Raw genomic sequence first — 14047 nt, 5'->3', positions numbered from 1 at the left:
GCCAGCGCTTGCATTCAACGCTGGACTACCGCACACCGGCGGAAATGCAAGAGTATTTAACCCAACAACAAGAACGGGCAGCATGATCTGGCTTAACGTACTGTCCATTTTTTTGTAGCAATTCCAATACGCCTGTCCCTCCTTTATCTAATTGTGATGAATAACCTAAGAGGTACCGAAGTAGTTAGTACGGGCTATCGAATATATCGGAAATCTTTTTCAAGCTAACAATCTTTAATCGGCTGCTATCATTATTAGCTCTTGTATATCCAGCTAAGTTATTAAAGATACCTTTGGATAGACTATGTTATCCGGAAAGTAAATACAGGCTGAATAAGGCTATAAAAGGAGAGTAAGTGACAGCTTGCTACTATAGTTTAAGTAACTAATTTATAGTAAAGGGTTGTGCGGTTGAACAAGCATGTAAAACGGGATATGATCGCTCATCGAGCGACTGGGGTTAATGGACCAAGTGTCTCTTACACTCCATCCGAGGTGAATCCCAGAATTTGGATGAGGGGACCGCTTTTAGGATCATAGTATTATACATGAACCTTGTTAAAAGCAACCGAAAAACACGTCGATACTAACATGGAGTGACAAGTTGAAATATTTTATATGCCTTTAGGGTTGTGGCTAAAAAGAGAGAGAAGTTTTAATGATAAACTGAAGCGCTTTGTCTAAGCCAAGGGTATGGTAGCGGACTTCCGTATTCAAGAGGTTACGGACCGAAAAGGAAGTGACAAAGCGGCGATCCCAAAACCATTTTTTGGCTGTAATATCGATATTAAAGAAGGAAGGAGTATCAATATGGAAGGTACCGTATTTGATCGGATATTGAGGCTGTAGCGAGCGGTACGTTTCTCCATCCAGGTTTTGATATTCAAGCCATGTTGTGGCACTTTGGTAATGCGCTGTAGCTGAAAAAGAGAGGTCCTCCGCCGGCTTTATCTTGAAATTATAATCAAAGGTGGCCTTGGGCACCTGTTTCCAATAGTTGCGATACCGTCTTGACTGGCTTCGGCTGTGTTTGAAACTTGCATTTATATTGTGGTTAAATAACGAGCCGATATATTGAGAGGCCGAAAGGCGGAATATAAATCGATTTCCCTGTTCAGAAGTAAAATAAAAATCCTGGGGGTTAGTGTATTCTCCCGTAAACTGTTGTTGATCATGCGAGACTACTTGCCAGGGTATATTCAAGGCTGAGTGATAAATATATCGTCCCGATAAATTAAGGGATACAGAGGGCGAGAGCGTGAAGATGTTTGAAACTTCAAAACTAGTGGATTTATTCTTTTCTGTACTTAACGGCATATCATAGGATATACTCAGCTGATCAAATAAGTCGTAACCACGCTGTAGCCAATAGGTACTATTCTGCTGGCGGTGGTAGAGGAGCTCTTCATAGATTAGTTGTGAAGATAGTTTCCAGGCGTTGGTAAGCTGATGCGTTGAACCAAGAGAAAGAACGGGTGCTGTTTCAAAAGTGGCGATATCAACGGAAGCCTTTGCATTTAGGGCATGTTGGGGGGCAATGTTGGATGTCATTTCGCTGTAAAAAGTAGCAATGGTTTGCCGATTGTCCATTTCCAGGGCATGCGTGCGGATACGTTCAATAATAGTGCCCGCCTGAAGCTGTGTGTTCGATCGTTGGTAACTGCCTGATAGCGAAAAGCTGTGGGTCAACTGATCCCAGTCAAAATCATAATCTTTATTGTTAACCCGGTAGTCTAATTTTTTTTGATGGCCCAAATATCGGCTTTGGAATTTCCAGTTACCTATTTGATAGCCTCCCTGAAGCGCCAGTTGTTTATATTTTGTCAATGAGGGGATTTCCCTTCCAAAGGGCTGAAAGAAGACATATTCTTCATTATTTCCGTATAGAATGCGTGTTTTAAAGTCCCATCCGGATGATGAATACCCTGCTTCGGCCAGCCCATTGGCAATAATATTTTTGACGGGATGCCAGGTCCCATCCACATAGGAATAGCTGCCGATGCGGTGATGGTTGTTGAGGTTAGTAGGCTGATGTTGGCGCAGTGAAAATTGGGTTTGGGCATACCAGTTGGTATCACTGTAGGCAAAACGGCTAAAATAGTGAGGTCCGCGACGGTCTATGTTGGGAGTAACCCGTGTGGTATCGTAGCTCCAGGGACCGGGATCTTCAATTTGGTTACCAAGGGTAAATGATCCATAAGCGTTAAAGCCGGGATCAAGGGGCTGGGTGTGAAGGTCCAGGAAGCCGGCGGGGGCTACCGCTTGGTTATGGATCCGGCTGTCGGCGCTGTAGCTAACATGGTTAATGTGATCCATGGAGGCTGGCAACATGTTGAGGTTCTGCCAGTTGAAGTAAGAAAAATCGATAGGGATGCCATCCAGGTAAACGGAGGGCTGAGGACCATAATAGCCGTAACGGCCGGAGTTGACAAGATAGGTAAAGCCGTCGGTGGTGGCAGCATCCCACTCGGGTATGGTGCGCAACAGATCGTTTGGATTGGTGAGTACGGTTGTATCGAGGCTGTCCTGGCTGTTTGTCCAAACCTGGGCTGTAACTTTTGCCTGACAAAAGCACAGGAGTAACGTAAGGGATAGTAAAAATCGAATCATTGTAGAAAGTTCTTAATCCAACCGGGGGTAGAAAATGAATAACTAACGCCTACGGAAAGAAGTCCCACGGTCATAGGGTGGTAGGTCAGTGTTCGGCTGTAGGAAAAGGTGGAATAGAGGGCCCAGGGGCTATCGCCCAGGGAATATTCGAGGCGCGTAAGCAGTTCATAAGTAAATTCGCTTTCTTTGGGATCAAAGACATATTCTCCAAAGGAACCATCCGGGGGATACGTTTTGGTATTTTTAAAGGTGAGGAAATTGTTTCCAAATCGGAGCCCGGGTGCAAAAGTTAAGCCTTCCGAAAGAGTGAAGGGATACTCCCACCCGATATAGACAAAGTAGGAGGTAAATCGAACTTCTTCCGCCGGATTACGTCCCTCATACGAAGGGTCGTTTGCCGAGTAATCGGTATAGCGCACTCCGGCTTCTAAGTTACCAAGATGGTAATTGATACGTCCGCCCAGATGCAAGCTCGGAGAGGGGTTCCAATGCTGGGAGAAGGTGTTTTCAAGAATGGATGTCGCTCCTCCTACATCCAGAGAAAGTTGCCTGTAGCTGTCTTGCTGACCATAGCTGAGACTGGCTGAGACCGCCAGTATGGTTATAAGTGTAGAAAGATATCTCAACATAAAAAGTTACCGTAGCCAGAATTTAACAATAGAAAAAGGTTTTTAAATTATAGAAGCTACAAATATAGTGATATTTGTTTGGGTTAACGAATAATATACGCATTCTCGTTAAGCTGAGAAGTCCCCCCATTGGGGTGGCTTCAAAGAAAAGGGCTCCTTCTAGGTTGACCAGTTTATATACGAGAGGAGCTATATGTCAGATTGGATGTTGTTATCTGGTTCTGTTTCTGGAAAAAAATTATTTTGTAAGGATTAGCTGTTAAAACGGACTTACTTATGTGAGTATCAAGAGATCATATCGATTCCCATTTGCGGCCTACCCGGCTTTGCGATTGGTGCTGCTTTTTGCGGCTGGGATAATTATAGACCTGCAGATCGACGGGGCTGAAAAAATATGGGGCTGGTTCTTCGGGTTTTCGATCGTTTTGTACCTGTTATGTGAATATATCCACACAAAGTTCCTGGCCACAAGCGTATATCGTGCATCGCTTATGTTTTATTTGGCCGCGGTTATCTCTTTTGGTGGCCTGTGGCATTCCTTATTTAATACCCAGGATGTACCGCCACAAGCTGATGTCATCAACAGTTATCGGTGGGAGTCGCTCATTTTTAAAGGAGAAGTTTATCAAATTAAGGAAACGAGCGGAGGGAATATCCAAATTAACGTTGCAGTGGATACCACCGTTATTTCAGATAGTTTGCTTTGGTCGGTGTCATTAAACCTGAGAACGGTTGTCGACAGTCAAGAGGTGGCTTTTCTATCCGATCTTGGGCTGGGCGACCGCTTACACTTTGCGGCAACGATTTATCCATTAGAAGCCCCGACTAATCCCCACGTATTTAACTACAAGAGCTACCTGGCTTCTCAGGATATCTATATTCAATCCGGTTTGGATCAGATCTATAATATTCAGAAAACAGGGGAGGTGTTCAGCTGGAATAGTATCCGTCGTGCAGTGCTGGCGGCCATTGATCATAATTTTAGTCATGAGACAGCCCCGCTGGCAAAAGCGTTACTCATTGGCTACAAAAATGAATTAGATCAAAAAACGAAGCTGGCCTTTTCCCGATCAGGACTTTCTCACATTATGGCCGTATCTGGCCTTCATGTGGGATTTATATTAGCCCCTTTTTGGATCATCATTCCTTTCTTCTGGACCTTTCGGTATGGTAAACAGGTGGGCCTGCTATTGATGGTAGGCCTGCTTCTGTTTTATGCGGGCTTAACGGGCTTTTCTGCCTCGGTAACACGAGCATCTTTGACGGGCGGCTTCATCATGTATGGACGTCTTTTTCATAAAGTTCGAAACTCTAAAAACCTAACGGCCGTAGCTGCATTTATCATATTATTGATAAATCCAAGTGACCTGCTTTCCATAGGCTTTCAGCTCTCCTTTGGAGCGGTATATATTATTTTACTGGTAGCGCCCATCGTAAGCAAGTTAATTCCCAACTGGATTCAATACCGATGGTATGGCACACCCGTAATGGCTATGATTATTTCACTCATTGTCCAGGTAGGGCTTTTCCCGTTATTAGGTTACTACTTCGGGGAATTCTCACTGGTTGGTCCACTGGCGAACGCGATGGTCGTTCCCCTATTAGGCATCGTGGTGCCTTTGGCCCTTCTGTTGCTGTTGCCAGCGATGGTTTGGCCTGTTACCGTATCGCTGATTAATACACCGGTCGACTACTTCTTATCAGGCCTCAATAAGTGGGTCAGCATGATGGCTGGCTGGGAGTGGAGCTGGCTTCAGGTGCACATAGAAAGCAGCATCCTGTTTGTTGTATGGATTGCAATAATATTCCTTATCGCAACACTGCCCATTCCAAGACTTCGGTGGAAGTTTGTTATCATTCTGTTGGGGATTTTTTGCTGGCAACAGGCCCAGCAACTGGTACAAAAATTTCAGACTGCTCCTTTAGCATTAACCGTCTTTGATGTCGGTCAGGGTGATGCAACATTAATTGCCACACCCGGAGGCAAGCACTATCTGGTTGATACGGGGCGTTGGCAGCCGGGATATAGCAGCGCAGAATATGTGCTGATTCCTTATCTGGAGGGAGAGGGTATCCGCAAGTTGGACGGGATTTTCTTGTCGCATCCCCATGCCGATCATATTGGGGGAATGGTAGAATTATTGCAGCAGGTGCCTATAGATACCATCTATAATTCAGGTGTAGCCTACGATTCTGATCTCTTTAAAAGGTATCAACAGCTTGCCGCAGAGAAGAACGTTCCTGTAATAGGGTTGCAGGCCGGAGAATCGTTGACCCTGGAGCCGGGTATAAGCCTTTTGGTGTATGGTCCCAATGCAGAAGCGACTTCTTCTAATATCAACAATCAGTCATTAATTTTTGAAATGATCTATGGGAGCACGGAATTTCTTTTTATGGGAGATGCGGAAACAGAGCAGGAGCAACAACTGGTAAGGAGTTTTCCCCGTCTCTTAAATACCGACTTTTTGAAGGTAGGGCATCACGGGAGTAAAACGAGCTCTTCACATGCACTGCTGGAAGCAGCCTCCCCAGCCATTGGGGTCGCATCACTGAGGTGGAGAAATCGGTTTGGCCATCCGCATAAGGAAGCCATCCGGCGAATGCGCAGGGACTCTATGGAGATACATTTTACCAGCTTAAACGGGGCGGTCAGGGTTTATTCGGATGGAAAGACCATCCATATTGAAGAATAAAGTTCGTATAAGGGACTTTCCCGAACTCGTCGGGTCCCGAATCCTCGGGATCGTCCGGGGAATGGTCTTGGGCTATAAAATCACCCGACCAGAAAGCCAGTGTTCGGACGAAGAAGTATGTCAAAGCCCCTGTAAAATAAAGGCTTTGGCTTTTATCTTGAATCAATATATTAAAGCAGGTGAATTTGCTTGAACGATTTCTAATTTCTCTATCATAATACATGGCTACAAATTCGCATTCATGGCTCAATGAGCATGGACAACTAGTTTTGTTGGGAGCCGGTGTTGCAGGACTTCTTTTCTTGATGTACCTGCTGCAACATCTAATCAATCCGCTGGGTTACGGACTGCTGATTGGCATTGTGCTCTATCCTATCCGCCAGCAACCCGTGGCCCGTGCCTTGTTATATGCTACCTTTTTTGCTGCCGGCCTTTGGCTGATCTATGATTCCGGTCATCTGCTCATTCCCTTTGTGTTGGCCTATATTATTGCTTTTATCATTAATCCATGGGTAGAACGTATTGAACGCAAACGCATTCCGCGGGGACTCATTGCCGGAATACTTACAGTGGCCAGCCTGGGATTGTTGGGGATGATGCTTTTTCTTACGGTTCCGGCCTTAATTGAGCAGTTATCCAAACTGGGAGGCCTCCTGAATGAAACGGCAACCAATACGGAAGGAATCGTTGAGTCATCCGGTATATTGAGGCTTTTTGAGTATTTGGGATTTGAGGCCGCCGCTGTTAAATCTCAGATTGTTAGTCAAGTTAACCTGCTGTTGGATGAATTTTATCGCGGTATTACTTCCCTTTCATCCACCTATGTCTCGGGGCTTGGCAGTGTGGCAACGGTTGTTTTTTTTATAATATTGATGCCCTTTTTATGTTTTTTCATGATTCGGGATTATGAGAAGATCGGGGTTTTCGTCCGTTCACTGATAACCCCGGAAAATGTATCCAGTGATTATAGTACGGAGATAACCCGTATTGTAGGCGCTTACCTTCGGGGGCAATTTATTGTCGTACTAATAAGCGCTGTGAACTTAAGTGTCGGCTTTTATCTTGTGGGTGTGCCCTATGGGCTGGTGCTGGGAATATTTGCGGGATTGACCAACTTTATTCCTACCTTTGGGCTTTGGTTTAGTATCTCGATTTGTACCCTTGTGGGCGCCTCGCTGGGGCAGCCCTGGTACCAGTTTTTGCCGGGCATTTATATTGTATTTGGCATTGAACAAATCTTAGAGTCAGGTTTTATCGTACCTCGTATTGTAGGCAGGCAGGTAGGGTTGCACCCACTGTTGGTTATGGTTTCGCTATTACTTTTTGGCTTTATGTTTGGCATTCTGGGACTGTTAATTGCAGTACCTTCTGTAGCGCTGATTTCAATTTTCCACCAGCAATACAAGAAAACGAAAAAGATTTCGTTTTTGAGTGGTAGCGAGTTGGATTCTTTCATCCAGCAGTTTGATCGCGAGTCTGAGAAGCAGAAACGGAAGAAACAGCGTAAAATGGAAAAAGAATTGGATTCCAACACCTAAAACACTTTATTTTTAAGGTTTTGGATCAGTTAATGCGGTGTTAAATAAAAATTTATGAGCAATAAGGAACATCTGAGCTTCGAAAAAGCTTTATCAAGGTTAGAGAAGATTGTTGAGGAGCTCGAAAACGAATCAATAAGTCTCGATGAATCTATTGAGCTGTATGAGGAAGGTATTGCACTTTCTAAACAGTGCACCGAGAAGCTGGAAGATGCAGAGCTTCGAATTAAGAAGGTGGCAGAGCAGCAGGCTGATGATAATGAATAAGGAATAGTGTTTATGGAATTTGAAGAAATTACCCCCGGTCCGCTACTTGCGGATATCAACTCACCCGATGATTTAAAAAAGCTGAAGCCAGAGCAGCTTGTCGAAGTTTGTGATGAGCTTCGCGATTTCATTGTTGATGTGGTCTCCATTCATGGGGGACATTTTGGCGCCAGCCTGGGAGTGGTAGAAATGACGGTGGCCTTGCATTATGTATACGAAACGCCCAAAGATTTGCTGCTTTGGGACGTCGGTCACCAAGCCTACGGACACAAGATTTTGACCGGGCGGCGCGATAACTTTCATACCAACCGTAAATATGGCGGGCTTTCCGGATTTCCCAAAAGAAGCGAAAGTATTTACGACACCTTTGGGGTCGGGCACTCCAGTACTTCTATCTCCGCAGGACTGGGAATGGCGGTAGCCCGCGATCTGGATCAAAGCGATAAAAAAGTGGCGGCTGTTATCGGTGATGGAGCCATGACAGCAGGACTGGCTTTTGAAGCCATGAACAATGCCGGGGCTATGAATTCCGATATACTCGTCATCCTGAATGACAACTGCATGTCGATCGATCCCAATGTGGGAGCCCTTAAAGAGTATTTAACTGAAATTACGACCAGTAAGACCTTCAATAAGCTGCGCGATGAAATTTATGATATGCTCGGCCACTTTAAGTCGGCGGGAGACAAGATGCGCAAGGTGGCTTCCAAACTGGAAAAAGCCGTGACGGCGGCCATCACCCCCGGCGGCCTGTTTCAGGCACTGGGCTTTAAATATTACGGTCCTGTCGATGGGCACAATGTGGATACCATGCGCCGCTACCTGGAGGATCTGAAAGATATACCCGGTCCAAAGTTACTGCATGCCGTTACCGTAAAGGGCAAAGGTTTTGCCCCGGCCGAGCGCGAGCAGACCAAGTGGCATGCCCAAAGCAGTCCGTTTGACAAAATTACCGGCAAGCAGCTCGATCCTGATACGGATCCCAAGCCACCCAAGTACCAGCACGTTTTTGGAGAAGCAGTTGTAGAATTGGCCGATGAAAATGAAGACATCGTCGGCATTACGCCGGCTATGCCCAGTGGCTCCAGTCTGTGGCCGCTGATGAATAAATATCCCGATCGCGCTTTTGATGTAGGTATTGCGGAACAACATTCCATAACGTTTGCGGCGGGACTGGCGGCAGAAGGCAAGAAAGCCTTTGCAGCGATTTATTCCACCTTCCTGCAACGGGCTTACGACCAGGTCGTCCACGATGTAGCCATTCAAAAGCTGCCGGTGGTATTCTGTATCGACCGAGCAGGATTAGTGGGCGCCGATGGACCAACCCACCACGGCTTGTACGATATTTCATACCTGCGCAACGTGCCGAATATGATTGTCTCTTCTCCGCTTAATGAGGAAGAGCTGCGCGACATGATGTATACGGCTTCGGAGTATAATGAGGCCGCATGGGCCATCCGCTATCCTCGGGGACGTGCAACCGGCATGGAGTATCCCAAAGGATTTAAATCCATGGAAATCGGCAAGGGAACGCAACTGCGGGCTGGTGAGGATATAGCTATTCTCAGTTTTGGTCCCTTTGGCAACTACGTGATGGAGGCGGCCGATGATCTGGCCGAAGAAGGGATTAATATTGGTCATTATAACATGCGATTTGCCAAGCCGCTGGATACCGATCTCATTGACCAGGTTTGCCATTCCTACGAACGTATTATCACCATTGAAGATGGAACACGGTTGGGGGGCTTCGGAAGCGCCGTCGCAGAATACCTGGCCGACAAACCGCATCATATTCCTACCACCATTATGGGCGTTCCCGACCGTATTGTAGAACACGGAACCCAAGAGGACCTGCACCGGGAAGTAGGGCTCGATCCGGAAAGCATTAAAGCCAAAGTGAAGGAAGTAATGCAAACGATGTCGCTCAATGCCTAAACTTTGATGTATAACGCATGGGACGGTTTAAAATCAGTAGAACGTTTAATTAAACTGTTTTAAAGCTATATCGGCGAATTGGACATACCCCTGTCCCCCTTCGAAGGGGGAAATGTACGGTGCTTTCCCGTACTTAGGGGGGGATGAAGTGCGATGGAAATTTGTTGATGACGTTCACCTTCAAGGTGGCTTCCATCTTTTTGGATATTAAGAACCAGAAATTAGTTGAACACTTGATAAGACCAGCAGGAATAAAAGTATGCCCCAAGGAACACATGGCACGCATAATGCCGTAAAAGATCCGCGAAATGAAGAAGTGCTCATATACATCAACGGGGAGCTTAAGCCCCGCGAAGAAGCCAAAATATCCGTCTTTGACAGTGGGTATTTGGTCGGTGACGGCGTCTGGGAAGCACTGAGAGTCCATGACGGCGTCTTGGTATTTCTGGATGAACACCTTGATCGGCTTTGGACCGGTGCCGCTACCATCGGCCTGGACATTGGAATGAGCCGGGAAGAACTGGTTCAGGAAGTCTGGAAGACACTGGATGCCAATGAGATGAACAATCATGTGCATGTGCGCATTATGTTGACCCGGGGCATCAAAAAGACGCCCAGCCAGGATCCTCGTCTTACCGTGTCGGGACCTAATCTCGTAATCGTTGCCGAGCATAAAAAAGCAGATCCCGAAAGCAGGGATGCAGGTGTCACACTTTTCACCAGCACCATTCGGCGCGGCTCGCCCGACTATCTGGATCCTCGCCTTAATTGCCATAGCAAACAGCACGAAGTGCAGGCTCTTATTCAGGCGCTGGAAGCAGGCGCTGATGAAGCCCTGATGCTGGATGTCAACGGATTTGTGAGTACCTGTAATGCGACCAATTTTTTCATTGTCAAGGATGGCGAAGTATGGACATCCACCGGGCAGTACTGTATGAATGGCATTACTCGGGGGAAAGTTATTGAAGTTTGCCATGAAGAGGGGATCCCTTGTTACGAAAAGAACTTTTCACTATTTGAGGTTTATGGCGCTGACGAAGCCTTTGTCACCGGCAGTTTCGGTGGATTGACGCCGGTGACCGAAGTGGACGGACGTGTGATCAGCAAAGAGGTGCCCGGCGAGCGGACCCGGGAATTACAAAAGCTTTATCAAAAGAAAATTAAGAAAGCCGTAGCAAACCATTCTTCTCATGCCTGATACCACCAAGCGCATCTGCCTCTGGAGTAGCCCGCGGAACATCTCTACGGCCCTGATGTATTCTTTCGCCCAGCGGAAGGATACGACCGTAGTGGATGAACCTTTATACGGCCACTACCTGACGTCTACTGATGCTGATGAATATCATCCGGGGGCAGAAGATATTATCGCTGACCAAAGAAACAGTGCGGAAGAAGTCATCGAGGAAGTGATCTTCGGCTCCTATGAAACCCCGGTCGTCTTTTTCAAGCAGATGACCCACCATCTGGTGGATCTGGACTGGACCTTTCTGGAGGGTACCGTGAACGTGATTTTGACAAGGGAGCCCAAGGATATGCTGTTATCCTATTCAAAGCAGGTTGCAGAACCGACCATGCGCGATGTCGGCTATGCCAAACAGTTAGAGCTTGTGGACTACTTAAAAGGTATTGGCCAGCATCCGATGGTGATAGATTCCAAAGAAATTCTGATGAATCCCAGCGAAAAGCTTTCCGAGCTGTGCTCATACTTAGCCCTTCCCTTTGATGAAGCGATGCTTAGCTGGGAAGCCGGTCCCCGACCCGAAGACGGCGTATGGGCTCCATACTGGTACGATAGCGTACACCAGTCGACGGAGTTTAACTCCTACAAGCCCAAGACCGAAACTGTGCCCAACCAGTTAAGAGATCTCTTAGTAGAATGCGAGGAGATATACCAGCAACTGAAAGGAGTGGGATAATCGTACCTAATCTAATCCCCCACAAGTCAAATTTCTGTAGGATTTAAAGTCTGCCCGCAAGGAGTTATAAGCCAGCTAACTCATTACCGATGTTACTATAGGATATGGTTTCGCTATGATGCAATTCTTTGAAACCTGGACTAAGGTAAAATAAGTTATTAAAGGTTTGCACTGATTTTTTAATTAATCGACCTCTTTATTTAAGTTTTAGGCCGTTGATTTAAATAAGGGTCTTTCTTATTTAATAAATAGTAGAATCCTTATTTAAGTATTCAATGTAATCTTTTAGTACAGGTCTTGTATAAAATCGAGGGAGGATGAGCAAACGATGCCCTACTGGAGAAAGAGAGTGCATCACCGGAGAAAAAAATATACCGTGTCGGTTCCCTTGGCATATCTACATCATTTCTTTTATAATGATTCAAATAATATCATGACGTTGCGTATTGGTCAAGTTAATGGGTCATCTATGCCTATTCTCACCACTTGAAGAGAAAAATAGAATCGTAAATAAAGTCCAAGAAATTTTTACTTGGTGATGAATCTCAAAGAAAAACTTGGCCGTTCTCAAGAAACCGATCAGCGACTACTGGAGGCGTTGGTGAATGGGGCTAAGCAAAATTATTAAAAGTATGCTTGAAGAAGTTACAATAAATAAACCAGACTTTTTATCAGAAGGAAATTGGGAGATTGAAAATCTAAATAGAATTAATATCCTTTTCGGTAAAAATGGAAGTGGAAAAAGTCTTTTGTTGCGTAATTTGAGGGACCAAAATAGAGAGTACGCTCGATACATAGTGCCGGAAAGAGCTGGGAATATCACGTCCCGTCCAAACCTATTGCAAAATCTTAGGACTCCAGAACAGAGGGAACAACAAGCGAACAATAACTTTCAAAATAATTACCGAGAGTTCGTTGTAACCAGAATAGACAATTATTTCAGAGTTAAGGGATTCCATGCAGATCGGGAAGAAAAGTTTGCAAATGCTGAATTAGAGGGATTGTTAAACACTCTATTATCTGATTTTGTATTTGAATTTCAGGACGGGAATCAACCTTATACTTTGCATAGGGATCATAATGGCAATAAGCAAGCGGTCAATAATATTAATCAGCTAAGTAGTGGAGAAACTCAATTATTTACTCTTGGCTTAGATATTCTAATGACAGCTGCAGAATGGGAGCTTGCTAATTCAGAGCAGAGATTGTTACTAATAGATGAACCAGATGCTCATATCCATCCTGACCTACAAGCTAAATTTGCAGACTTTTTGGTTCAAGTTTCTAACAGATTTGATGTTCAAGTTTTTATCGCTACCCACAGTACGGTTTTACTCTCAACTATTGGTGCGTATGCTCCGGATTCCACAAATGTAATTTATCTCAGTAAGAAAACTGAAAATATTTCTGCAGAGAGATTTGATGAACTAAAAACTAAAATCACAGCCTGTTTGGGTGGCCATTCTTTAGTTGGAGCGCTGTTTGATATCCCTATTTTATTAGTAGAAGGGGATGATGATTATAGAATATGGAGTCAGGTTGGTAGGTATGATACAATTGATCTATCAGTAATCCCTTGTCAAGGAGAACAAATATTTAACTATCAAAAACATCTTGAAAAGTTGTTTTCTGCATTATTAGAAACTCCAGAAACCCCTATTGGTTATGCATTATTAGATAATGATAAGGCATTGCCCGAACCCAATCCAGATAATCCACAAGACTACATTAAGTTTATTCAATTAAGTTGCCATGAAGCAGAGAATCTTTTTCTAAGTGATGAGGTGTTAAATGATATTGGAATAAATTGGGATAAAGCCTGTGAACGAATTACTGAAAATGCGTCAAATCATGGAGCTAAAGAACAGTTACTGGTAAATCCCCAAGACTGGAATAGAAAGAATCATGATTTAAAGCCTATTATAAAAGAGGCTGAGAAGGCAATTGATAATAAAAATGTATTATGGTCACAACGTGTTGGCCAAGTGATAGGAAAAGAAAAACCTGAAGGCCAGCTTGCTAATTTCTTGGGCGGGCAAGTTTTAAATTCATTGTGGAATTAACTTTAATAAATAGTTCGCAAATTGCGAACTATTTTGTACCTTTGGTTCGTTATGTAAATGAATGTACACTTAATAAAAGCTAAAACGGTAAAAGCTTTTGCCAGGAAGCACGCTTCATCTATCAGTTCATTCAATAGGTGGCTGAGGATGATAAATGAAACTGACGACTGGGAAACTGCAAATGACATCAGAGTTTCTTTCCCTACAGCAGATTTATTAGGCAAAGGAACCAACAGAGTGATATTCAATGTTGGGGGTAATAACTATCGAATATTGTGTAAGTATCAGTTTGGCAAAAGTATGGTCCATCTTTTTGTTCTTTGGATAGGGACACACGCAGAATATGACAAGCTTTGTGCTGAGGATAAGCAATATACTATAGAGAAATACTAAAAA

Annotated in this window: 10 protein-coding genes; 8 read left to right on the top strand and 2 right to left on the bottom strand. The window is 44.6% G+C overall.

Annotation, left to right across the window (positions count from 1 at the left end; genetic code table 11):
- Positions 1-636: 636 nt before the first annotated feature.
- Both J6I44_RS20215 and J6I44_RS20210 read right to left on the bottom strand, forming a co-directional pair.
- The gene (locus J6I44_RS20215; RefSeq protein WP_265768091.1) at positions 637-2610 is read right to left on the bottom strand and encodes a TonB-dependent receptor; all 1974 of its coding nucleotides are present in this window, start codon (positions 2608-2610) and stop codon (positions 637-639) included.
- Positions 2607-3239 (bottom strand): outer membrane beta-barrel protein, encoded by a 633-nt coding sequence (locus J6I44_RS20210; protein ID WP_265768090.1) that lies wholly within the window; start codon positions 3237-3239, stop codon positions 2607-2609. Before J6I44_RS20210 ends, J6I44_RS20215 begins: the two co-directional genes overlap by 4 nt.
- A 278-nt stretch (positions 3240-3517) precedes the next feature.
- On the opposite strand from J6I44_RS20210, the gene J6I44_RS20205 reads away from it, so the two are divergent.
- From J6I44_RS20205 to J6I44_RS20980, 8 genes are all read left to right on the top strand, one after another.
- Positions 3518-5932 carry a DNA internalization-related competence protein ComEC/Rec2 gene (locus J6I44_RS20205; RefSeq protein WP_265768089.1) on the top strand — a complete coding sequence of 805 codons (2415 nt, stop codon included), beginning with the start codon at positions 3518-3520 and terminating at the stop codon, positions 5930-5932.
- A 221-nt stretch (positions 5933-6153) separates the two neighbouring features.
- Positions 6154-7470: an AI-2E family transporter gene (locus J6I44_RS20200; RefSeq protein ID WP_265768088.1), complete on the top strand. Its 1317-nt coding sequence runs from the start codon at positions 6154-6156 to the stop codon at positions 7468-7470.
- Positions 7471-7524: 54 nt separating this feature from the next.
- A complete protein-coding gene (gene xseB / locus J6I44_RS20195; RefSeq protein ID WP_265768087.1) occupies positions 7525-7737 on the top strand; it encodes an exodeoxyribonuclease VII small subunit in 213 nt (70 codons plus the stop codon).
- 12 nt (positions 7738-7749) lie between these two features.
- Positions 7750-9672, top strand: coding sequence for a 1-deoxy-D-xylulose-5-phosphate synthase (gene dxs / locus J6I44_RS20190; protein WP_265768086.1), 1923 nt, complete (start codon positions 7750-7752; stop codon positions 9670-9672).
- A gap of 259 nt (positions 9673-9931) precedes the next feature.
- A complete protein-coding gene (locus J6I44_RS20185) occupies positions 9932-10870 on the top strand; it encodes an aminotransferase class IV (protein ID WP_265768085.1) in 939 nt (312 codons plus the stop codon).
- Positions 10863-11588 (top strand): sulfotransferase-like domain-containing protein, encoded by a 726-nt coding sequence (locus J6I44_RS20180; protein WP_265768084.1) that lies wholly within the window; start codon positions 10863-10865, stop codon positions 11586-11588. Before J6I44_RS20185 ends, J6I44_RS20180 begins: the two co-directional genes overlap by 8 nt.
- A gap of 632 nt (positions 11589-12220) precedes the next feature.
- Entirely contained in the window at positions 12221-13651 is a 1431-nt protein-coding gene (locus J6I44_RS20175; protein WP_265768083.1) for an ATP-dependent nuclease, read from the top strand.
- A 57-nt stretch (positions 13652-13708) separates the two neighbouring features.
- A complete protein-coding gene (locus tag J6I44_RS20980) occupies positions 13709-14044 on the top strand; it encodes a type II toxin-antitoxin system HigB family toxin (protein ID WP_350356727.1) in 336 nt (111 codons plus the stop codon).
- Positions 14045-14047 lie beyond the last annotated feature (3 nt).

Origin of the sequence: Fodinibius salsisoli, from assembly GCF_026229185.1 — a bacterium.
Classification (GTDB): Bacteria; Bacteroidota; Rhodothermia; order Balneolales; family Balneolaceae; genus Fodinibius; species Fodinibius salsisoli.
The sequence above is the reverse complement of the archived record's forward strand: the minus strand, read 5'-3'. Positions and strand labels throughout refer to the sequence as shown.